This window comes from Uruburuella suis (assembly GCF_022870845.1).
In the GTDB taxonomy this organism is placed as follows: Bacteria; Pseudomonadota; Gammaproteobacteria; order Burkholderiales; family Neisseriaceae; genus Neisseria; species Neisseria suis.
The window spans coordinates 425,698-447,763 of record NZ_CP091507.1; the positions used below are offsets into that span (position 1 = coordinate 425,698).

The window sequence follows — 22,066 nt, forward strand, 5'->3', positions numbered from 1 at the left end:
GGATGATACCCGAATAGAATAAAGATGAAACGCATCATAATCAGCAGCATGGGAAACCGCAAACTGATGATACTTACCGTAGTCAATTTATGACTGTGCGGTAGTTGAGAACTGTTTTTAACAAAGGCAGGTATTATTTTTTAATAAATAATGAAAGGGTTGCGTTTAACCGCTTTGCCGCAAGCAGCCGTTTCATCAGGCTTGGCGCGGGTGCAGCACCCATTTGATGTCATCGCCGATGCGGGTGAGGGTGGTGGTTTGCCAAGCGGCCGTGCGGCTGAGCACGAGCGGATTTTCCGGCAGCACAAACAGGCCGCGCGCTTGGCTGCCGAGGATTTTCGGCGCTTGGTATAACACGATTTCATCGGCTAAATTTTCTTGCAGAAACGCGCCGGCCAAAGTGGCGCCGGCTTCCACCATCACTTCGCCGAAGCCCAAAGCGGCCAGCTGCACGAGCAAATCGTGTAAATCAATGCGCCCTTGCGTTTCAGACGGCCTGATGATGCGGATATGCTCATGGCGGCGGTAAGGCGCTAAGCGGTTTTCGTCTTCCACCAAGGTGGCAATCACGGTGGGGCTGCCGCCATCTTGCACGAGCTTGCTCTCGAGCGGCGTTTGCAGGCGGCTGTCGAGCACCACGCGGGCTGGCTGGCGCAGGGTGGGGAAATCGCGCACATTCAATTGCGGGTTGTCGGCCAACACGGTGCCGATGCCGGTGAGAATGGCGCAGCTCTCGGCACGCAAAATCTGCACATCGGCGCGCGCTTCTGCGCCGGTAATCCATTGGCTTTGGCCGTTGGCAAGCGCGGTTTTGCCATCGAGGCCGGCGGCGCATTTCAGGCGCACAAACGGGCGTGCGCGCTCGATGCGGGATAAAAAGCCGCGGTTGAGCGCGCGCGCTTCTGTTTGCAGCAGGCCGTCTGAAACATCTATGCCGGCTTCGCGCAACATTGCCAGCCCTTTGCCGGCCACCAGTGGGTTGGGGTCGGCCATGGCGGCCACCACGCGCGTCACGCCGGCTTCAATCAAGCCTTTGGCGCAAGGCGGCGTGCGGCCGTAGTGGCTGCAGGGCTCCAGCGTGACATAAGCAGTGGCGCCTGCGGCCAGCGCGCCGGCTTGACGCAGCGCGTGCACTTCGGCGTGCGGGCCGCCGGCCTGAAGGTGAAAGCCTTGCCCCACAATTTGGCTGCCGCGCGCAATCACGCAGCCCACGCGCGGATTGGGCGAAGTGGAAAAACGCCCTTGCCAAGCGAGGGCGAGGGCGTTTTGCATCATGCTGATATCAAGTTCGCTGAACATAATCTGCCTGTGGTGAGGGCGCGCGGGGCGATTCAAAGCTTTCAGACGGCCTGATGTGTCAATCGGATTATTGAATCCGATATTTGGCCGCTAAGGCTGAAACAAGGCCGCCATTTTGTTTTTTAAGCCAATGTCGGATTCGGGAATCCGACACTTGCAGCGCAGAAGGCCTTATATCGATTCTAAAAAATAACCTTACAAAATAAAAGCAGTTCGGCAGCATCATCCGCGTAGGTCGGATTCTTGAATCCGACGTTTGGTCAACGGCCAAAGCGATGTGCGTGCCTTGTTCTGCGAACAAGTGTCGGATTCGAGAATCCGACCTACAGGCTGCCTGTTTGTATATTATTTTTTTCGAATGGGTATTACTTAATCAGGTTGACTTCTTTGAGCGCGGCGGCCAATGCGGTTTGCGGCGCGCTGCTGCTGTTGGCGCACACATTATAAAGATTGGCGTTGTCATAAATGGCGATGCAGTTTTCCAGCAAAGTGCCGCCTGCGCCATCGGCTTGGCTGAAGCGGTAGTTCATGCGGTTGTCGGTGGCAGCGCCCACTTGCACATCGGCCAAGCCTTCGGCGCTGTTGAGTGCGCTTTTCAGGTTGGCGAAATAGGTTTTGGCATCGCTTTTGGCCGCGCCCAGATTGGCGGCATAAACGGTGATGCCGCTGGCGCTGTCGCGCTCAAGCAAAGTGAGCTCGCTTTGGGCGATGCCCTCGGGGCGCTCGTCGGCTTGTTCGATGATGTTTTCAAAATGGCCGCCGGGAATGGTGATGCGGATTTTGCTGTCGCTGCTTTCGAGGGTTTGCACGGCGTTGGCGGCGGGGGCGGAAGCGGCTGCACCGGAGGCGGCGCTTTCAGGGGCAACGGAGGTTTCGGCTTTTTGGCCGCAGGCGCTCAGGCCGATAATCAGGGTGGCGAGCAGGGCGGATGATAAGGGTGATTTCATCAGAAATGTCCGTGAGTAAAATGGAAACGCAAGCGCAGAGTATAGCAAAATAAATGTGCTGCGGGCGCGGGGCTTAGCGTTTTTTTGCGCCTTTGGGCAAGGTGGCGATGGCTTGGGTGAATTCGGATACGTCGCAAAAGCTTTTATACACGGAAGCAAAGCGCACATAAGCCACTTGATCGATTTCGGCGAGCGCGTCCATGGCCATTTCGCCCACCAGCTGCGAGGGCACTTCTTTTTGGCCGAGGCGGTAGAGGCGCTGCTCGATCAAGGCCACGGTGTCGTCGATGCGCTCGGCATCTATCGGGCGCTTGTGCAGGGCGCGCTCCAGGCTGGTGCGCAGCTTGTGGGGGTTGAAGGCCACCCGCGCGCCGGTGCTTTTGATGATTTGCGGCATGCGCATTTCCACAGTTTCGAAAGTGCTGAAACGCTGATCGCAATGCTGGCAACGGCGCCGCCGCCGGATGCTGTTGGTTTCTTCCAGCAGCCGCGAGTCGGTGACCTGGGTGTTGAGGTTGTTGCAAAACGGGCATTTCATGGTGTGGCTGCCGATAAGGAGGTGATGGTTTATTGTAGCGTAATCGGGTGGATTGTGCAGCGCATGCGGTGTGCGCACAGGCCGTCTGAAACCTTTCAGACGGCCTGTGCGCCAATTATGCCAAACCTAAAAAGCAAGGTAACTAGGCGGCAAGGCGGGGCGGCGCGGCCGATTTGTTTTGGGCTTGTATCACACCGACACGCCGGCGGCGCGCGCAATGTCCAGCCCTTCTTCGGCACTCATATACACGGGATGCGCCGGTACATCGCGGCGCACGATGTCGCCGCCTTCAAACATCACCAATTCGTTTACCGCCAGCTGCTGCCAGGTTTCGTTGACCGTGAGCGGTAGAGTGGCAATCACCGCCACTTTGTCGTTGGGCGTGGTGACGGCGGCAAAGTCGATGGCTACATCGTCGTCAAGCAGCTTCGCTTGGCCGAAAGGCGCTTTGCGCACGATGTAATACAAAAGCGTGCTGGCGTGGGCAAACAGAAAATCGCCGTTGGACATCATAAAATTAAACAGGCCGTGGCTGCGGATTTCGGCGGTGAGCGCGGCCACGGCGGCGAATAAGGTGTCGTTGTCGGGCTTGTGGCGGAAGCGTTGGCGCAATTGTTCCAAAATATGGCAAAAAGCGCGTTCGGAATCGGTGTTGCCCACGGGGCAATAATAATCGCCGGGGGCGGGGGAAAAGTGTTTCAGATGGCCGTTGTGGGCAAACAGCCAATATTCGCCCCACAATTCGCGCATAAAAGGGTGGGTGTTGGCCAGCGAGGTTTGCCCTTGCGTGGCTTTGCGGATGTGGGCGATGACGTTTTCCGATTTGATTTGATAGGCGCGCACCAAATCGGCCACCGGCGAATGGGCGCTGGGCTTGTCGTCGTGAAACAGGCGCACGCCGCGGCCTTCGAAAAAGCCGATGCCGAAGCCGTCGGCATGGTGGTCGGTGAGGCCGCCGCGCAGGCGGAAGCCTTCAAATGAAAACACGATGTCGGTGGGGGTGTTGCAATTCATGCCCAAAAGCTGGCACATGGCATATCCTTAAAATGTAAACGTTTGCTGCAAAATGGATATTTTAACATGAGGGCTGAGATAAAGGCGCAATAAGCCACAGGCCGAAACCTTTACTAAACGCCTTTCTGTTGCTCTTGCGCAGGCAGGAGCCCGGCCTGACGCGAAGCTTCAGTTGTCGGGCAGGCGAGTATTATCAAGCGAAAACAATCAAGCATTTGATTTTATATGTAATTAATTATTTTCAGAAATGCACAAGGCAAACAAAGCGCTGCGTTGCACTGGGCACCCGCCTGCGCGGGTGCGACAGATATTGGGTTTTGCATAAGCCACAGGCCGTCTGAAAGGTTTCAGACGGCCTGTGGCTTATTACTTACGCAGCTCTTTATTTATTCGGCGGCATCGGATGGTTCGCCCAGCGCGGGGGTTTGCGCCTGTTCGGCCAGCTGGCGTTCGATTTGTTTGGTGGCTTTCACGCCGAGCTTGCGCAGCTTTTCGGCGCGGGTAACGAGGTTGCCGCGGCCATCGTAGAGCTGTTTGTAGGCGGCTTGGTAGCCGTTTTGCGCCTGCTCGATGTTTTTGCCCACGCCCTCCAGCGTGGTAACGAAGCCGACGAATTTGTCGTAAAGCCGGCCGCCTTCTTCGGCAATGGCCAGTGCGTTTTGGTTTTGCTGCTCGTTGCGCCAGATGTTGGCCACGGTGCGCAAGGTGGCCAGAAGCGTGCTGGGGCCTACCAGCATGATGCGTTTGTCGAAGCATTCCTGGAAGAGTTGGTGGTCGTGTTGCAGCGCCAATAAATAGGCGGGCTCGACGGGAATAAACATAAACACGAAATCGAGCGTGTTGATGCCTTCGATGTCGCTGTATTGCTTGAGCGAGAGGCCTTTGATGTGGGCGCGGATGCTGGCCACATGGGCGGCAAGCTCGCGCTCGGCTTCGCTGCTGTTTTGCGATTGGGTGTAGCGCACATAGGCGGTGAGCGACACTTTGCTGTCGATGATGATTTGTTTGTGGTCGGGCAGGTTGATGAGCACGTCGGGCTGGAGGCGGCGGGTGCTGCCGTCTTCTTCGGTGCGCGTGCCGCCGGCTTGCACGATGTATTCGCGCCCTTTGGCGAGGCCGGAATTTTCGAGCACGGTTTCCAGAATCATTTCGCCCCAGTTGCCCTGGCTTTTGTTTTGCGTGCCGGTGAGGGCTTGGGTGAGCGCTTTGGCGTCGGTGTGCAGCTGGCTGTTGAGGCTTTGCAGGCGTTTGAGCTCGTTTTCGAGGGTGAGCCGCTCTTTGGCTTCTTTTTCGTAAGTGGTTTGCACCAGCTGGCTGAATTGGCCCATGCGCTCGTTGAGTGGGTTGAGCAGGCGGGTGATGCTTTCTTGGTTGTGCTCGCTGAATTTTTTGCTTTTTTCGTCGAGAATATTGTTGGCGAGGTTTTGAAACTGATCGGAGAGGCTTTGGCGCGCTTCGGCCAAAAGGGCGAGCTTTTCTTCGGCCGCCAGGCGCTCTTGCTCGATTTGGGTGGAGAGGCGCTCGTTGCGCACCTGCAAATCGGCATGGGTTTGCTGCAGGGTGGCAAAATCGGCTTTCAGACGGCCTAATTCTTGCTCGCGGCTTTGCAGATGCTCGATGTGTTGGCGGGCGGCGGCGAGGCGGCTGTGCAATTCTTGCGCTTGTGTTTGCACTTCTTGGCCGTGGCGGCGGCTTTCGGCCAGCTCGTTTGGCAGGGCGCTCAGGCGGCGGTTGTCGGCTTCGGCGGCGGCAAGCGCGTTTTGGTCGGCTTGATATTGCTGTTGCAAGGCTTGCAGCGCGGCTTCGGCTTCGGCTTGCTCGCGCTCGGCAAATTGGTGCTGCTGGGTGCGCTCGGTGAGGGCGTTTTGCAGGGCGGCCTGCTCGCTTTGATGCTGCGCGCGCGCGGCCTGCATGGCGGCTTGGTATTTGTTTTTCAGCACGAGCCAGGTAATCAATATGCTGAAAAAGGCGGCGGCCAAGGCGGCGAGCAGGATTTGGATGTGGGTGTCGGTCATGGGATAAAGAATGGCCGTCTGAAACGGCGGATGTGGAATGGGTAAAACGATGTAAACTATATCATGTTTCAGACGGCCTGTTTGCGGTATCATAAGCCGGTGAATAGATAATATCTAAATGGATGCGTGATGACGGGTTTTTGGGATGCGGTGTGGTTTGCGGTGTCGGTAACGGTGCCGAGCATTTTACTGTTGCTATTCGGCGTGGCTTTGCGGCGCAGCGGCCAGGTGGATGCGCATTTTTGTATGCAGGCTTCGAAGCTTGTGTTTAATTATGGCTTGCCGTGTTTGCTGTTTGTTAATTTGTTTGGCAGCGAAATTCATTATGGTGAGCAGATATTGTTGCTGCTGGCCGGAGCGGCGGCCACGCTGGTGCTGTTTTTCGGGGCGGAGCTTTATGCCTGGCGCTTTGTGCCGGCTGCGCGGGATAAGGGCGTGTTTGTGCAGGGCGTGTTTCGCAGCAATTTGGGCATTATGGGCTTGGCTTTTGTGCTCAATGCTTATGGCAGCGAGGGCTTGGCCGCCGGCGCGGTGTATACCGGCGTGATCACGATTTTGTTTAATGTGTTGGCGGTGATTACGCTGAGCCGCTCGGGTGGCTCGGCATGGCAGAAGTTGCGGCTGGTGGGCTGGAAAATCGTCACCAACCCGCTGATTGTGGCGATTGTGCTGGCGCTGGGGATGCAGGCTTTGCACATCGGCGTGCCCAAGCCTTTGCTGCAAACGGCAAATTATGTGGGCAATATTTCGCTGCCTTTGGCGCTGATTTGCGCCGGTGCCACATTTGATATGCGCTCGATGTTGAAAATGTCGGATATTTCTTTGCAGGCGAGCATCGGCCGCCTGCTGGTGGCGCCGCTGGTGGCGGTGGCCACGGGGCTGGCGTTTGGTTTGAGCGGCGTGCCTATGGGCGTGCTTTATCTGATGAGCGCCACGCCGGTGGCGGCGGCCAGCTATGTGATGGCCAGAGCTATGGGCGGCAATGATGTGGCGGCGGCCAACATCACCGGCATCACCACGTTTGGGGCGATGTTTTCGGCGGCAGCGGGGATTGTGGTGTTGCGCAGCTTGGGTTTGATGTAGGCAACAGCCATTTATTGCAAAGGCCGTCTGAAACGTTTCAGACGGCCTTTGTGCATATTGCATATTATGATTCGGTCGACAGCTTGGGCGCAGGTGCATCATGCGCTTGATTTTGCTGCAATACGGTGAGCTTGCGGGTGAGGTATTTCAAAATCACGCCGTAAGCGGGCAGGAAAAACAGGCCGCAAATGGCGATTTTAAACAGAAAATCCACCCAGGCGATTTCGGGCCAGTGGGCGGCCATAAAGGCGTCGCTGCTGGCGTAAAAAGCGATGCTGAAGAAAACCAGTGTGTCCACTGCATTGCCGAAGCTGGTGGAAGCGGCGGGCGCCACCCACCAGGCTTTGAGCCGGCGCAATTTGTCGAACACGAAAATATCCAGCAATTGCCCCACGGCATAGGCGGCGAAGCTCGCCAGCGCGATGCGGCCGACAAAGCTGTTGAAGCCGGCGATGGCCGCCCAGCCGGTCCAGCTGCCTTGGCTGAACCACACCGACACGGCATAAGAGAGCGCGAGCGCCGGCAGCATCACCCAAAAAATAATGCGCCGCGCCAGCTGGCGGCCGAAAATGCGCACGGTCAAATCGGTGGTGAGAAAGATAAAGGGAAAGGTAAACGCGCCCCAAGTGGTGTGAAAGCCGAATAATTCAAATGGAAACTGCACCAGATAATTGCTGGCGGCAATCACGAGAATATGGAAAAAACTCAGCCACACTAAGGCTTTGCGCTGTTGCGCGGGGGTGAATGTGTACATAATCATCTTTTAAAAAAGGCAAGGCTTTCAGACGGCCTGTTGGCAGGCCGTCTGAAACATTATCAAGCAAAATTATTGCATATCGTGGGCAAACAGGCGCTCTTCAGCCAGCGCGGCAAAGCGCGTGTCCGGGCGGCCCCAGTTGGCAAACGGATGAATGGCGATGCCGCCGCGCGGGGTGAATTCGCCGAATACTTCGATGTATTTGGGCTGCATCAGCGCGATCAGATCTTTCATGATAATGTTGACACAGTCTTCATGAAAATCGCCGTGGTTGCGGAAGCTGAACAGATAAAGCTTGAGCGATTTGCTCTCCACCATTTGAATATCGGGAATGTAGCGGATATAAATAGTGGCGAAATCGGGCTGGCCGGTCATCGGGCACAGGCTGGTGAATTCGGGGCAGACGAATTTCACAAAATAATCGTTGCCCGGGTGTTTGTTGGGAAAGGCTTCGAGCACTTCGGGGGCATAATCGGCACGGTATTCGGTGTGCTGATTGCCCAAAAGCGACAAGCCGCCCAGCTCTTCGGTGTTGCGGGACATAATGGATTCCTTAGTTTTTTAATGTGGGAGGTTTGCGAACCACAAAATCAAGCGGAGAGGGATTTTACTATAAGTAGCAGATTCAGGTATAAAAATATTGCCAAGGCCGTCTGAAACCGATTTGCCACAGTATCAAAAATGTGCGTACTGTTTTATTGGTTTTGTTATTGATATAATCAATCCACATTAAAAAACCAATAAACAAAAAAGGAGGCGATATGCGTATCCCCGAATTAGACCGCATCAACCAATTGGCCCGTAAAGCGCGCCTTGTGCCTTTGAGCGAAGCCGAGCTGGCCGAGCGCGAAGTGTTGCGCAAAGCCTATCTGAAAGCCGTTACCGGCCAGATGAGCAATATTTTGTCAACGGTGACGGTGGTTGATTACGACGGCCGCGACGTTACCCCCGCCAAGCTGCGTGCCGCTCAGGCCGCCGGCATGGCTGTGTAAAGAAACAGCAAAGGCCGTCTGAAGCGTTGAAAATGCAATCTGAGCTTTCAGACGGCCTCCCTCAAAAAACATTATTTGAATAGAATAAAGGAACCATCATGAGAACCATCCGCAAAATCTACAACGCCCCCGCCAAACATTGGGTGGGCAACGGCTTTTATGTGTCCCCGCTGTTTTCCCACATGGGCGAAGACAAACAAACCAGCCCGTTTTTGATGTTTGACTATGCCATGCCGCACACTTTCGCGCCCAACAACGGCGCACCGCGTGGCGTGGGCGCCCACCCGCACAGCGGCTTTGAAACCGTGACCATCGCCTATCAAGGCGAAGTGGCGCACCGCGATTCCACCGGCAGCGGCGGCGTAATCGGCGAGGGCGATGTGCAATGGATGACCGCCGGCGCCGGCATTGTGCACGAAGAATTCCACGCCGAATCGTTTGGCAAACGCGGCGGCGAATTTGAAATGGCGCAATTGTGGGTAAACCTGCCGGCCAAAGACAAAAAAACGCCCGCCCGCTACCAACACCTGGCCAAAGACAACATCACCGTGGTGCCGTTGGCCGATGATGCCGGCCATGCCCGCATTATCGCCGGCCGCTTCGGCAGCGCCGATGGTGCAGCCGAAACCTTCACCGAGCTTAATGTGTGGGATATCGTGCTCAACAGCGGTGCGGGCGCCGATTTGGATGTGCCGGCCAGCCACAACCTGATGTTGGTGGTGTTGCGCGGCGAAGTGCGCATCAATGGCGGCCAAAGCGTGCAAGCCAGCCAAATGGCCACGTTTGAACGCGAAAGCGGCAACGTGAAAGTAGAAGCCGTGGGCGGCGAAGCCAAAATCCTGCTGCTCAGCGGCGTGCCGATTGATGAGCCGGTGGTCGGCTACGGCCCGTTTGTGATGAATACCGAAGCGGAAATCGCCGAAGTGATGAACGAATTTCGCAGCGGCAAATTCGGCGCTGTGTAAAATCGGATAACACATGGCCGCATCATGCAGGCCGAATAAAGGCCGTCTGAAAGAAAAGTTTCAGACGGCCTTTTCTATGGCGGCTTGAGAGGGCGGCGAAGATGAAAAACACCGCGTAAGCGCGTATGATAACGGGCATTAAATCAGGCCTGCGATAATGCAGTCAAAACAGGCCGTCTGAAACCCAACTATTAAATAAAATCAATCAAGGAATCAAAAGCATGGCCTTACAATTTGAAATCATGCCGGTTACGCCGTTTCGGCAAAACTGCACGCTGCTTTGGGACGACGAAAGCGGCCAAGCCGTGCTCACCGATGTGGGCGGCGATGTGGCGCATGTGTTGCAAGAAGCAGCCAAGCGGCAGCTTCAGCTGCAAGCCGTGTGGCTCACCCACGGCCATCTCGACCATGCCGGCGGCGTGGCCGATTTGCTCAAGCAGCAGGCCGTGCCGGTGTGGGGGCCGCATGCCGATGACGGCTATCTGCTCGAATCGCTGCCGCAAACCACCGCATCTTATGCTTCCTACGGCTTTCCCATTGCCGAAGCTTTTGTGCCCGACGGCTGGCTCTCAGAGGGCGGCAAGCTGAAAGTGGGCGCTTATGAATTCGATGTGCTGCACATTCCCGGCCACACGCCCGGCCATGTGGTGTTTTACTGCGCCGCAGAAAAATTGCTGATTGCCGGCGATGTGTTGTTTTATGAGAGCATCGGCCGCACCGATTTTCCGCGCGGCAACCATGCCGATTTAATCAGCAACATCACCGGTAAGCTCTTGGTGCTGCCGGAAGACACCCGCGTGATACCCGGCCACGGCAGAATGACCACAATTGGGCACGAAAAGCGACATAATCCGTTTTTATAGGCACTCAAACTGTAAAAATTGTTTAAGTTGCAGCCATGCCGGGCAAGCCATTGTTATCGCTGCGGTAGTATTTACACAACGCGCATGCTTCGCGCATGCCGTATTTCCGAAAAATTCAGAAGGAGTGATCAATGTCTATTGACTTGGGTAATTTGTTGCAAAGCCAATTGGGTAGCGTGCTGGGCCAGTTTCTGACCAACAGCGGCGAAGCAGAAGAGAGCAGCGGCAAAGCCGCGGGCTTGGCGATTCCCGCCATTGTGGCCGGCTTGGTGAAACACGTCAGCGGCAACCCCACGAATGCCTCAGGCCTGTTTGACCTGATCACCGGTGCCGCCGGCAATTCGCTCACCGGTGCCGTGTCGCAAGCGGCCGAAGGCAGCAATTTGGGCAGCCTGATTGATTTGGGCAAAAGCCTGCTGCCCAATCTCTTGGGCGGCAATGCGGCCGATGTGGCCGATCAGATTTCGCAACAAAGCGGCGTGTCTAAAGCATCGGCCGGCTCTTTGCTGTCGCTGGCTCTGCCCTTGGTGCTGTCGGTGTTGCGCGGCCAGGCTAAAGAAGGCAACTTGAACCAAGGCCAATTGCTCGGCCTGCTCGCCCAGCAGCAAGGCTGGCTCTCGCAAGTGCTCGACAGCAATATGCTGTCGGCCTTGGGCATCGGCAGCCTCAGCGGCATCTTCGGCGGCTTGAACAACCTTATAAGCGGCTTGGGCAATGCCGGCGCAGCTGTGGCCGGCGGTGCCGCCGCAGCCACGGCTGCCGCCAAAAAAGGCGGCAACGGCAAATGGATTGCGCTGGCCGTCGCCGCGGTGTTGGCTCTGCTTGCCTTTAAGAGCTGCGGCAATGGCGAGCAGGCTGCTGCGCCTGCAGCATCCGAGCCGGCGGCTTCTGCCGTGTCTGAAGCAGTTGCTGAAGCGGCCAGCGCACCTGCCGCGCCTGCCGCAGCGTCAGAAGCTTCTGCGCCCGCCCCGGTTGCAGCCGACAATGCCCGCGTGGTGTATGAAAACGGCGTGGCCACATTCTTCTTCGCCACCGGTAAAAACGATGTTGCCGAAGGTGCGCAAACCATTGTGGCCGATGTGATCAATGCCGGCAAAGACGGTAAAAAGCTGGTGGTCAGCGGCTTTGCCGACAGCACCGGTAATGCGGCCGCCAATGAAGAATTGTCGAAACAGCGCGCACAAGCCGTGCAGGCTTTCTTTGAAGCACAAGGCGTGAATGCGGCCAATATCGAATTGCGCAAGCCGGAAAACACCACCGGCGCGGTGGGCAATGATGTGGAAGGCCGCCGCGTGGAAGTGAAAGTGGAAGGCTGAGCCGGATAAGTATCCACGCTGCGAAAAGGCCGTCTGAATGTTCAGACGGCCTTTTTTGTTTGGTGTGGCGTGTTTGTTTGCTTGTTCAGACGGCCATGCATTGTGTTGCTGATTCAGCCCTCATTTTCATCTGGCAGCGGATTTTCAGCTTCCGCTTCAGCTTGCTCGGCTGCGGCGGCAAACCAGGCGGCCACCACATTGTTTACTTCCTCAATACCCTGCTTTTTCAAGCTGGAAAACAATTGCACGCTGATTTGTTGGCGCTCGGCAAAAGGCTTTAACGCTTTCTTGACCGCAGACAAGGTTTTGATTTGGTCATTTTTGGATAATTTGTCTGCCTTGGAGAGCAAAATATGCACCGGCCGGCCGGTGATGTGGAAAAAATCCAGCATCTGCACATCCAGCGGCTTGAGCGGGTGGCGGGCGTCCATAATCAGCACCAAGCCGATCAATGCTTGGCGTTGCTGTAAATAATCGCCCAAAAGCTTCACCCAGTGCGCGCGAATGGCTTCGGGCACCTGCGCATAGCCGTAGCCGGGCAAGTCCACCATAAAGCCGCCATTGGCCAGCTCGAAAAAGTTGATGTGCTGGGTGCGACCCGGCGTTTTCGACACATAAGCCAGCCGCACATGGTTGCACAAGGTGTTTATCGCGCTGGATTTACCGGCATTGCTGCGACCGACAAAGGCAATTTCGGCCGGCGTGTCGGGCAGATCCTTCAAGTGGTTGACGGTGGTGAAAAATTTTGCGTTTTGAAAAAGGTTCATGTGTAGTAAAATTGTGTGAATTTAGTATAGAATAGCATGTTTACAGAATTATCGGTTTAGCCGGGTGCAAATAAAATCCGGCATTGAGTATAGAAAAAAGGCGTTGCGGCAGCGGGCCGCAATGCTGTAATCAGGAGCATTCCATGAAACGTTTTACCTTATTAGCGCTGGCCTTGGCCGCCGGCTCGGTGATGGCGGCACAGCCGAAGGGCGATATCGCCAAGGGAAAAGAAATCGCCACCAATATCTGCGCGGCCTGCCATGCGGCCGACGGTAACAGCGGCATTGCCATGTATCCCAAGCTTTCTGCGCAATTTCCGAATTATATCTTCCACCAAACCAAAGCTATTAAAGAGGGCAAGCGCACCACCGGCGCGGCCGCTTCAATGGCGCCGATGGTGATGGGCTTGTCGGATCAAGATATTGCCGACGTGTCGGCTTTTTATGCCAAGCAATTCCCGAAAGCGGGTGAGGCCAATCCGAAAGATAATTTCGAATTGGGTGCGCGCATTTTCCGCGGCGGCCTGGCCGATAAAAAAGTGCCGGCCTGCATGGCCTGCCACGGTCCCAACGGCGCGGGTATGCCCGGCGGCGGCACCGACATCGTGGCTTATCCGCGTTTGGGCGGCCAGCATCAAGCCTATATCGTCGAGCAGCTGAAAGCCTATCAAAGCGGCCAGCGCGCCAATGCCATTATGGCCGATGTGGCGCAGCGCATGTCGGATGAAGACATGAAAGCCGTGGCCAACTTTATCCAAGGCCTGCATTGATTGCATAATTTGATGCACCGAGCCTGAGGCCGTCTGAACGCCATTATTCAGACGGCCTTTTACACATCAGCCTTTTACATTTAAATAGCGCACGGCAACAGGGGTAGGCACACAGCCATTGTGGTAAGCTTGCGCCTCGGCTGTGCCCGTTTGTCGGGCGCAGCGCCTTATTTGTTGTAAAACACCTACAGTTATATGAATTTGAAAACCGCCCCCGTTCCACTTATCCGCCGCCCGTGGTTTGCTTTTTTAAGCTCCATGCGCTTTGCCGTGGCTTTATTGAGCCTGCTGGGCATTGCCTCGATTATCGGCACCGTGTTGCAGCAAGGCCAGCCTTTGGCCAATTATCTGGTGAAATTCGGCCCGTTTTGGACAGAAATATTCGGCTTTTTGGGCTTGTTTGATGTGTATGCCTCGGGCTGGTTTGTGCTCATTATGCTGTTTTTGGTGCTGTCGGTGAGCTTATGCTTGTGGCGCAATATTCCGCCGTTCATGCGCGAGATGAAGTCTTACCGCCTTAAGGCCAGCCGCCAATCGCTGGCGGCCATGCGCCACAGCACGCTGTTGGAAGGTGGCGGCATCACGCCGGAAGTGGCGCAGCGCTATCTGGCGGTGCAAGGCTTCAGCAGTAAAACAGCGGTGCGCGATGATGGCTCGGTGCTGGTGGCGGCCAAAAAAGGCGCCATGAATAAATGGGGCTATATTTTCGCCCATGCCGCTATTGTGGTGATTTGCTTGGGCGGCCTGATCGACAGCAATCTTTTGCTCAAAGCAGGTATGCTCGCCGGCAAAATCGTGCCCGATAATGAAGCCATGTTTGCCAATGATTTTAAGCCGGAAAGCACGCTGGGCGCGGGCAATATTTCGTTTCGCGGCAATGTAAATATCATTGAAGGGCAAAGTGCCGATGTGGTGTTTCTCAATGCCGACAAAGGCATGTTGGTGCAGGATCTGCCTTTTTCAGTGGAATTGAAAAAGTTTCATATTGATTTCTACAACACCGGCATGCCCAAGGATTTCGCCAGCGATTTGGTGGTAACCGATAAAGAGAGCGGCAAAAAAATCGAACAAACCATACGCGTCAACCATCCGCTCACTTTGCACGGCATCACCATTTATCAGGCCAGCTTTGCCGATGGCGGCTCCGATTTGAAATTCAAAGCCTGGAATCTGGCCGGTCATCAGCGCAAGCCCGCGCAGATGGATGCGGTGTCGATGCGCGAATTTCCGCTGGATATGGGCGGCAAAAAATACCGGCTCGAATTCGACCAGTTTACCGCCATGAATGTGGAAGACATGAGCACGCCGCCCGAAAAAAGGGCGCAAAGCCTGCAAAACACGCTCAACGATGTGCGCGCGGTGCGGCAGGAAAAGAAATTCACCAATATCGGCCCCTCTATTATTTACCGCTTGCGTGATGATGCCGGCCAGGCGGTGGAATATAAAAACTATATGCTGCCGATGAAGCAGGAAGAAGATTATTTCTTTATCACCGGCACCCGCGAAGGTTTGGAGCAGCAATACCGCTGGCTGCGGCTGCCGGCCGACGGCGAAGCCAAAATTGACACCTTTATGGCGCTGCGCGAAGCGCTCAATGATGAAGATTTCCGCCGTCAAGCCGTAGCCAAAGCCACGGCGGCAACGCCCGAGCATTTGCGCGGCCAGTTTAACCAGGCGGTGGAAAACACCTTGGGCCTGTTTGCCAAGGGCGGCTATATTGCGCTGAATGATTTTATCGCCAACAATATCCCGCAGGCAGAGCAGGAAAAAATGCAGGATTATTTTTACCAGATACTTTACGGCGCGATGAACACGCTTTTGGATGAAACCATCCGCCGCGACGGCTTGAGCGCCTGGCCGCAAAGCGATGCGCGCAACCGTTTTTTAATCAACAGCCTCGATGCCTACACCGGCCTGACTGTGTATCCCGCGCCGGTGCTGTTGCAGCTGGAGGGTTATAAAGAAGTGCGCTCGTCCGGCCTGCAAATGACCCGTTCGCCCGGCGCCTCGCTGGTGTATATCGGCTCGGTATTGCTGGTGCTGGGCACGGTGTTTATGTTTTACATACGCGAAAAACGCGCATGGTTGCTGTTTAACGGCGGCAAAGTGCGTTTTGCCATGTCGTCGAGCCGCAATGAGCGCGACCTCGATAAAGAATTTCCCGAACACAGCCTGCGCCTGCAGCAATTGGCAGAGGATTTAAATCATGACCGAAATCAGTAAAACCGATAAATTGCCCCCCGAGCATGCGCTGTTGGTGCAGCAATCGCTGCTAGGCCGTCTGAATAAGTGGGATTGGCTTTTTGCTGCGGCCATTGTGTTGGTTGCGGTGTTGGCGCAGATGTGGGTGAGCCACCATATGGATGGCTATGAGCAGGCGATTTTGTGGTTCAGCGCCGTTTCCACCATTTTGCTGGGCTGGTTTTTCAAGCCTTTGCGCTGGTTTGTGCCGCTGAGCATTGCGCTGGCTTATGGCGCGGTGAAACTTTATAGCGGCAATATCGATAACGGCGAAGGCTTTTTGCTGCGTTATTTTCTGAGCAGCCAATCGGCGATTATGTGGCAATGTGCGTTTGTGTTTTTCGCTTTGTTTTGCTATATCGCTGGTGCGGTGGCGGTGGGGCGGCAGCATGTGCAAACCAATACTTTGCTCGATATGGCGAGTGCATTCGGCTGGGTGTCGGCGCTAGCGGGCTTCACCGGCTTGTTGGTGCGCTGGCACGAGAGCTATCTTTTGCGCCCCGATGCGGGGCATATGCCGGTGTCCAACCTTTATGAGGTGTTTATTCTCTTTTTGGTGATCACCGCGCTGATGTATCTTTATTATGAAAAGAAATTCGCCATGCAGAAACTGGGCGGGTTTGTGTTTGCTTTTTTGGCGGTGGTGGTGGTGTTTGTGCTGTGGTACAGCGTGTCGCGCGAGGCGCATGCCATTCAGCCGCTGATTCCGGCTTTGCAATCGTGGTGGATGAAAATCCATGTGCCGGCCAATTTTGTCGGCTACGGTGCATTCTGCATGGCGGCGATGCTGGGCATTGCCCAATTGCTGGCTTTGCGCAGCGAAGCCAAAGGCAAAAAATCGTGGTTGCCGCCGGCGCAAATGATTGAAGAAGTGATGTATAAAGCCATTGCGGTGGGCTTTTTGTTTTTCACCATCGCCACCATTTTGGGTGCGCTGTGGGCAGCCGATGCCTGGGGGCGCTATTGGAGCTGGGATCCGAAAGAAACCTGGGCGTTTATTGTGTGGCTCAATTATGCGGTGTGGCTGCATTTGCGGCTTGTGGCCGGCTGGCGCGGCAAAGTGCTGGCCTGGTGGGCGATTATCGGCCTGTTTATCACGGCTTTTGCCTTTATCGGCGTGAATATGTTTTTGAGTGGCCTGCATTCTTACGGCACACTTTAAAAGCGCTTGGCGCAGCTTGCATTTTTGCGGCAAGCTGATAAACTTGAAACGTTTACATTCGAGGCATATTTTTACAACCATGAAAGACGAAGAGCAGAGCGGTTTGTGCGCGTGCAATCGAGGTGGTGAAACGTATGCAGAAAATTCGAGGCAGCCCTAGGCATAGGGTTGCCTTTTGTTATTTTTAAAAAACGGCACTTTATACCCATTCGAAAAAATAACCTAACTGCGTTGGCTTGCCTGGCCGTACTAGGTGTACTGTCGCAGGCTTCCGCCTTGTTATCTTATTTTTTCGAATGGGCATGACTGCCGTCAAGCGGCTTTCAGACGGCCTTTCAAAACAAAACCGAATTCAAAACAAGATAACAAAGCAGTTAAGATGTTTTTGGATTTAGGTATAAGGCCGTCTGAAAGCCGGCGCAAGGACATTAATCATTATGGATTTCAGCTGGCTTGCAGAGCCGACCACTTGGATAGGTTTTGCCACTTTGCTGGTGCTCGAGGTGGTGCTCGGCATCGACAATCTGGTGTTTGTGGCGATTTTGGCCAACAAGGTCAAACCCGCCTATCGCGATAAAGCGCGCATCACCGGCCTGACCTTGGCTATTGTGATGCGCATCATCATGCTGGGCTTTATGGCGCACATCATGACGCTGGTGCACCCGTGGTTTCATATCGGCTCGTTTGCCGTGTCGGGCAAAGATTTGATTATGCTCTTGGGCGGTTTGTTTCTGCTTTATAAAGCCACCACTGAATTGCACGAGCGGCTGGAAGGGCACAATCAGTTTCATGTGGCCGACACCAACAAAAAGCACGCGCCTTTTTGGGGTGTGGTGGCGCAGATTTTGGTGCTCGATGCCGTGTTTTCGATTGATTCGGTGATCACGGCTGTGGCCATGGTGGATCATATCGTGGTGGCGATGGCGGCTGTGGTGGTGGCCATGAGTGTGATGATTTGGGCGAGCAAGCCGCTCACCGAATTTGTGGACCGCCACCCCACTGTGGTGATGCTGTGTTTGGGCTTTTTGCTGATGATTGGTTTCAGCCTGATTGCCGAAGCTTTTCATTTCCACATTCCCAAAGGCTATCTTTATGCCGCTATCGGTTTCTCGATTCTGATTGAAGTGTTTAACCAGGTGTCGCAGAAAAACAGCAAGCGCAATGCCTATATCAGCAGCTCGTGGCGCCAGCGCACCGCAGAAAACGTGTTGGGCATGATGGGCATACGCGAAGCCGTGCTGGCCAAAGCCGGCAGCGGCGATGACGACAGCCACTTTGAAGAAAACGAAAAATCCATGATACGCAGCGTGCTCACGCTGGCCGAGCGGCCGATTTTGGGTGTGATGATTCCGCGGCGCGACATTGAGCGGCTCGACATTTCCCAAGGCCGCGAAGAGCAGGCCGCGCAGCTGCAAAACACGCCTTACAGCCGCTTGCTGGTGGTGGGCAAAGCCGGGGTGGACGAGCCTTTGGGCTATATCAACAAAAAAGACTTGCTCGCCCAATTGCTCGATGGCGGCGAAATGAATATTCAAACCGCCTTGCGCCAGCCGCTGATTCTGCCCGACAGCACCACGGCGCTCAATGCCATTGAGCTGTTTCGCAAAAACAGCGCCGATTATGCGTTGGTGGTGGATGAATTCGGCGCCATTCTCGGCATGGTTACCATGAAAGACATGCTCGAAGCGATTGCCGGCGAGTTTCCCGAAGAATTCGAACGCGAAGAAGCGCCGCTGATTCAGGCTAACACCGACGAGAGCCTCACGGTGGACGGCAGCCTCGAATATGTGGAGCTGGCGCAGCAAATCGCCTTGCCGCCACATAATGAAGATGCCGATTACCACACCGTGGCCGGCCTGATTATGGAAGAGCTGCAAGCCATTCCCGATGTGGGCGACCATATCGATTTTTACGGCTGGCGCTTTGAAGTTACCGAAAAAGAAGGGCAACGCATCGAACGCGTGCGCATCAGCCGCGCACCCGAGCCGGATGAAATGTGAGTATAATTAATATTATTTGAAACTTTTTCATCTGTTATCAATCTAATGGCCGATTGGTTTGATTAAATATCACAAAGGAGCTCGACCATGCGTTTCCCCTTCAACGGCATTGCCGCCTCGCTGCTGGCATTGGGTTTAGCCGCTTGCGGCAACAGCGCCGAACAAAACAGCACATCCGCCCCGGCTGCCAGCCAACCTATAGCCGCCAGCCAACCCGCAGCCACCGGCGTGAGCGAGCCGCTGGCGCAACTTGCTTCTGAAATACGGTCCGCCAGCGAAGGCAGCACGGCCGCTGCCGGTGAGCAAAACAACGGCCCGGTAAAAGCCTTCACCGCTTACGGCGTAGGCAAAACCGCTTGGCGCGCCGTGGTGCGCGGCGAGGCAGAAGCTAAGGGCAATAAACTGACACTTGAAGGTGAACATATCGATATGGTTGAATTGGATGCCGCGCGCTCGGCTTACGCTAAAGGTGTGGAATTTACGGCCGATGCTGCCGGCGTGCCCGTGAACCTGAATATCCGCAGCCAAACCTGCAAAGATGATCAAGGCAACACCACCGAATTCACCGCCACGCTCGATTACGGCAAACAAACCCTCAAAGGCTGCGCCGTGGCCGGTGCGCAGGAACATGCGCCGACTTGAGCTTGATTTTAAGGGCAAAAGGCCGTCTGAAAGAAAGTTTTTCAGACGGCCTTTGTTTTGGATTTCAAGTGCAATACTTGGAAAATGGAAGATTCTCTGCGGCTTACCGTTTTGCGATAGATTCAAGCCAACAGCCATTCAACCGCTCTGGCCATGCGTGCGGGCACATGCTCGAAATGGCCGCCGGGGTTGAGCTCGAAAATGCTGTTTACGCCGCGTGCCTGCATCAGCTGCTGCGCCGCTTGTGTGCGTGTTTCCACGCAGGCCAGGCGCGGGTTTTTGCTGTTTTTTTCGCGATCGCCCACCGAGAAATAAGCGCGCTCGGGCAGCGTGGGCGGGGCGTGCTGCAAAAAGTCGGCCAAGCCGTCAAACCAAAGCGAGCCGGACACGCTGGCGGTGCGGCTGAAAATATCGGTTTGGTAAGGGGCATACACGCTGAGCAGGCCGGCGAGCGAATAGCCGGCCAAGCCGCGCCATTGGGGCGCGATGCCGGCGGCGGCTTCGGCGGCGGGCACGATTTCGTGTGTGAGCGTGCCCAGATAGGCATCGGCGAGGCCGCCGAAATCGGCGCTGCCTTTAAAGGCTTTGGGCGCAGGCCAAGGGCTGAAATGCGTTTCCCAATCCGGCTCGTCCACCGCCACCAGCAATAAGGCATGTGCGGCGAGCAAATCGGCCAGCGGTGCGGCTTCGTGCGGCGGCAAATGGGTGTAAACCACAGGGCTGTTTGGCCGGCAGCGCGGCGTGCGGTATAAGGTGACGCTGCGATTGCCGAGAATGAGGGTTTGACTGTGCATGGCGGAAGGCCGTCTGAAAAAATAATGGGCAAAAAAAACCATTCATGCCAAGGGAGAAGCATGAATGGCCAATACATTGCGGGAAAACGTCTTACTCACTACTTCGATTACTCAAGGGAAAGCAATCTCTGTCAGCGCTGTTTATTCTAGCCGCTTGAGTTTTAATTGCCGTTAAGCTGTGCAATTATTCTATTAATTTATGCTGATTGAATTAAATTGTGTTTCAGACGGTCTGTTTATTGGTTGTCGCGTATCCATTTGAGCCATTGCGCAAACACGCCCGGCTGCATGGCGGCCACCACCGAGCGGCTGAACACATGCTCGCCGCTCCAAAAATCATCGCCTTCGAGTGTGGCCAGGCAGCCGCCGGCTTCTTCGAAAATCAGCGCGCCGGCGGCATAATCCCACAGCTTTTGGCCGCCGTGCACATACACATCGTAGCGGCCGGCGGCCAGATAGCACCAATCGAGCGTGCTGCTGCCGAGGCTGCGGATGCTGCCCACCGGCGCGAGCGTGTTCATGCGGCTGGAAAGCTTGCCCGAGCGCAGATATTTGATTTCAGCGCCGGCAATGGCTTCGTGCAAATTTTTTTCCACGCTGCGCAGCGGCAGGGTGCGGCCGTTGATATAGGCACCTTGGCCGCGCTGCGCATAGAAGCATTCATCACTCACCGGGTTGTATACCACGCCCAATTGGGCGCGGCCGTGGCGCACATAGGCGGCGGATAAGGCAAAATGCGGCAGGCCGTTGATAAAATTATTGGTGCCGTCGATGGGGTCGACCACCCACAAGCCTTCTTCGTTGTATTGCCATAAATGGCGCTGCTCTTGTGCGCTCATTTCTTCGCCGAGCATGGGGCAGGCAATGATTTCGGGCAAGCCGCAGGCAAACGCGGCCTGCGCGGCCAAGTCGGCTTCGGTGAGCAGCGAGCCGTCGAATTTACGGCTCACGGCCACATCGAGAAAGCGCGGCATCACTTCGGTTTGCGCCACTTCACGCACCAGCGCCTGGAGCTTGTTTAACACGATTGGTCCTTAAAACTTGCTATTTGAGCGGGGAAAAGCCAATATTACCATTTTCTGTTTCGAATATCATAATCCGCCATGCCCCGTTTTTATGTTTCTGCCGAATTAAACCCTGGCCTTATGCTTGAATTGCCCGATAATGTGCTCCGCCATCTGCATGTGTTGCGGGTGAAAGCGGGCGAAGAAATCACTTTGTTCAACGGCAACGGCCGCGCTTATGCCGCCCGGCTCACGGCGCTGGAAAAGCGGCGCGCGGCGGCTTTGGTGCTGGATGAAGCGGCACCGGCCAATGAATCGCCGCTGCGCATCACGCTGATACAGGCGGTGTCCGGCGGCGAGCGCATGGATTTCACCCTGCAAAAAAGCGTGGAATTGGGCGTGGCCGAAATTTGGCCGGTGCTGAGCGAGCGCAGCATTGTGCGGCTGGCCGGCGAGCGTGCCGACAAAAGGGTGGCGCGCTGGCAGGAAATCGTGGTGTCGGCCTGCGAGCAGAGCGGGCGCAACGTGGTGCCGCAGGTGCGGCCGCTGCAAAGCTACTGCGAAGCGCTGGCGGATTTGCCTGCGGCCGATGCGCGGCTGCTGCTGGGCTTGAACCATGCGCAAAGCCTGCAAAAAGCGGCCGCCGCGCCGCGCAACATTACGTTTATGGTCGGCCCCGAAGGCGGTTGGACGGCAGCAGAAGAGCAGCAGGCTTTTGCCGCCGGCTTTCAGGCGGTGAAGCTCGGCCCGCGCGTGTTGCGCACCGAAACGGCGGCGCTGGCGGCGATTGCGGCGATGCAGGTTTTGTGGGGCGATTTTGTGTGATGGGAGATTGAATAAAAAATATTGATAATATAGTGGCGCATGAGAAAGGCCGTCTGAAAGCATTGAGGCCGT

21 protein-coding genes and 1 riboswitch are annotated in these 22,066 nt (G+C 55.6%); of the genes, 11 read left to right on the plus strand and 10 right to left on the minus strand.

All coding sequences use genetic code 11. The features are described from left to right. Positions 1 to 195 precede the first annotated feature (195 nt). The 5 genes from ribD to LVJ78_RS01910 all read right to left on the minus strand — a co-directional run bounded on the left by ribD (position 196) and on the right by LVJ78_RS01910 (position 5,813). Positions 196 to 1,299: a bifunctional diaminohydroxyphosphoribosylaminopyrimidine deaminase/5-amino-6-(5-phosphoribosylamino)uracil reductase RibD gene (ribD, locus tag LVJ78_RS01890; protein WP_132954184.1), complete on the minus strand. Its 1,104-nt coding sequence runs from the start codon at positions 1,297 to 1,299 to the stop codon at positions 196 to 198. A gap of 365 nt (positions 1,300 to 1,664) precedes the next feature. Beyond that, a complete protein-coding gene (locus LVJ78_RS01895; RefSeq protein ID WP_132954183.1) occupies positions 1,665 to 2,246 on the minus strand; it encodes a cytochrome C in 582 nt (193 codons plus the stop codon). A gap of 73 nt (positions 2,247 to 2,319) precedes the next feature. Continuing rightward, on the minus strand, positions 2,320 to 2,784 hold the full coding sequence (gene nrdR, locus LVJ78_RS01900) for a transcriptional regulator NrdR (protein WP_132954211.1): 465 nt from the start codon (positions 2,782 to 2,784) through the stop codon (positions 2,320 to 2,322). 189 nt (positions 2,785 to 2,973) lie between these two features. Continuing rightward, entirely contained in the window at positions 2,974 to 3,816 is an 843-nt protein-coding gene (locus LVJ78_RS01905) for a class II glutamine amidotransferase (protein WP_132954182.1), read from the minus strand. A gap of 368 nt (positions 3,817 to 4,184) precedes the next feature. Next, the gene (locus LVJ78_RS01910; RefSeq protein WP_132954210.1) at positions 4,185 to 5,813 is read right to left on the minus strand and encodes a DNA recombination protein RmuC; all 1,629 of its coding nucleotides are present in this window, start codon (positions 5,811 to 5,813) and stop codon (positions 4,185 to 4,187) included. A 129-nt stretch (positions 5,814 to 5,942) separates the two neighbouring features. Here LVJ78_RS01910 and LVJ78_RS01915 point away from each other — a divergent pair, with 129 nt between their 5' ends. Continuing rightward, a complete protein-coding gene (locus LVJ78_RS01915; protein WP_132954181.1) occupies positions 5,943 to 6,896 on the plus strand; it encodes an AEC family transporter in 954 nt (317 codons plus the stop codon). 64 nt (positions 6,897 to 6,960) lie between these two features. On the opposite strand, the gene LVJ78_RS01920 is transcribed toward LVJ78_RS01915, so the two are convergent. Both LVJ78_RS01920 and queF read right to left on the minus strand, forming a co-directional pair. Further along, entirely contained in the window at positions 6,961 to 7,650 is a 690-nt protein-coding gene (locus LVJ78_RS01920; RefSeq protein WP_132954180.1) for a 7-cyano-7-deazaguanine/7-aminomethyl-7-deazaguanine transporter, read from the minus strand. A gap of 72 nt (positions 7,651 to 7,722) precedes the next feature. Continuing rightward, positions 7,723 to 8,196 (minus strand): preQ(1) synthase, encoded by a 474-nt coding sequence (gene queF / locus LVJ78_RS01925; protein ID WP_132954179.1) that lies wholly within the window; start codon positions 8,194 to 8,196, stop codon positions 7,723 to 7,725. Positions 8,197 to 8,200: 4 nt separating this feature from the next. Next, a riboswitch (PreQ1 riboswitch) is annotated at positions 8,201 to 8,245 on the minus strand. A 169-nt stretch (positions 8,246 to 8,414) separates the two neighbouring features. Here queF and LVJ78_RS01930 point away from each other — a divergent pair. The 4 genes from LVJ78_RS01930 (at position 8,415) to LVJ78_RS01945 (ending at position 11,789) form a co-directional block, all read left to right on the plus strand. After that, positions 8,415 to 8,645 (plus strand): DUF896 domain-containing protein, encoded by a 231-nt coding sequence (locus tag LVJ78_RS01930; RefSeq protein WP_132954178.1) that lies wholly within the window; start codon positions 8,415 to 8,417, stop codon positions 8,643 to 8,645. Positions 8,646 to 8,743: 98 nt separating this feature from the next. Continuing rightward, positions 8,744 to 9,610 (plus strand): pirin family protein, encoded by an 867-nt coding sequence (locus LVJ78_RS01935; RefSeq protein ID WP_207894316.1) that lies wholly within the window; start codon positions 8,744 to 8,746, stop codon positions 9,608 to 9,610. Between the two features lie 221 nt (positions 9,611 to 9,831). Further along, on the plus strand, positions 9,832 to 10,473 hold the full coding sequence (locus LVJ78_RS01940; RefSeq protein WP_132954177.1) for an MBL fold metallo-hydrolase: 642 nt from the start codon (positions 9,832 to 9,834) through the stop codon (positions 10,471 to 10,473). A gap of 131 nt (positions 10,474 to 10,604) precedes the next feature. Then, positions 10,605 to 11,789 carry an OmpA family protein gene (locus LVJ78_RS01945; protein ID WP_132954176.1) on the plus strand — a complete coding sequence of 395 codons (1,185 nt, stop codon included), beginning with the start codon at positions 10,605 to 10,607 and terminating at the stop codon, positions 11,787 to 11,789. Positions 11,790 to 11,902: 113 nt separating this feature from the next. On the opposite strand, the gene yihA is transcribed toward LVJ78_RS01945, so the two are convergent. Then, positions 11,903 to 12,556 (minus strand): ribosome biogenesis GTP-binding protein YihA/YsxC, encoded by a 654-nt coding sequence (gene yihA, locus LVJ78_RS01950; RefSeq protein WP_132954175.1) that lies wholly within the window; start codon positions 12,554 to 12,556, stop codon positions 11,903 to 11,905. Between the two features lie 143 nt (positions 12,557 to 12,699). On the opposite strand from yihA, the gene LVJ78_RS01955 reads away from it, so the two are divergent. The 5 genes from LVJ78_RS01955 (at position 12,700) to LVJ78_RS01975 (ending at position 19,371) form a co-directional block, all read left to right on the plus strand. Then, positions 12,700 to 13,326, plus strand: a complete 627-nt coding sequence (locus tag LVJ78_RS01955; RefSeq protein ID WP_132954174.1) for a c-type cytochrome — start codon at positions 12,700 to 12,702, stop codon at positions 13,324 to 13,326. 258 nt (positions 13,327 to 13,584) lie between these two features. Next, entirely contained in the window at positions 13,585 to 15,549 is a 1,965-nt protein-coding gene (locus LVJ78_RS01960; RefSeq protein ID WP_132954208.1) for a cytochrome c biogenesis protein ResB, read from the plus strand. Then, complete coding sequence (gene ccsB, locus LVJ78_RS01965; RefSeq protein ID WP_132954173.1) at positions 15,533 to 16,729, plus strand: c-type cytochrome biogenesis protein CcsB; 1,197 nt, start codon at positions 15,533 to 15,535, stop codon at positions 16,727 to 16,729. Before LVJ78_RS01960 ends, ccsB begins: the two co-directional genes overlap by 17 nt. A 437-nt stretch (positions 16,730 to 17,166) precedes the next feature. Next, a complete protein-coding gene (locus tag LVJ78_RS01970; RefSeq protein ID WP_132954172.1) occupies positions 17,167 to 18,729 on the plus strand; it encodes a TerC family protein in 1,563 nt (520 codons plus the stop codon). A gap of 87 nt (positions 18,730 to 18,816) precedes the next feature. Further along, positions 18,817 to 19,371: a hypothetical protein gene (locus LVJ78_RS01975; RefSeq protein ID WP_132954171.1), complete on the plus strand. Its 555-nt coding sequence runs from the start codon at positions 18,817 to 18,819 to the stop codon at positions 19,369 to 19,371. A gap of 122 nt (positions 19,372 to 19,493) precedes the next feature. Here LVJ78_RS01975 and LVJ78_RS01980 read toward each other — a convergent pair whose 3' ends face one another. Together LVJ78_RS01980 and LVJ78_RS01985 are read right to left on the minus strand one after the other, a co-directional pair. Beyond that, complete coding sequence (locus LVJ78_RS01980) at positions 19,494 to 20,165, minus strand: alpha/beta hydrolase-fold protein (protein WP_132954170.1); 672 nt, start codon at positions 20,163 to 20,165, stop codon at positions 19,494 to 19,496. 236 nt (positions 20,166 to 20,401) lie between these two features. Further along, positions 20,402 to 21,190: an inositol monophosphatase family protein gene (locus LVJ78_RS01985; protein WP_132954169.1), complete on the minus strand. Its 789-nt coding sequence runs from the start codon at positions 21,188 to 21,190 to the stop codon at positions 20,402 to 20,404. A 78-nt stretch (positions 21,191 to 21,268) separates the two neighbouring features. Here LVJ78_RS01985 and LVJ78_RS01990 point away from each other — a divergent pair, with 78 nt between their 5' ends. Next, a complete protein-coding gene (locus LVJ78_RS01990) occupies positions 21,269 to 21,994 on the plus strand; it encodes a 16S rRNA (uracil(1498)-N(3))-methyltransferase (RefSeq protein ID WP_132954168.1) in 726 nt (241 codons plus the stop codon). Positions 21,995 to 22,066 lie beyond the last annotated feature (72 nt).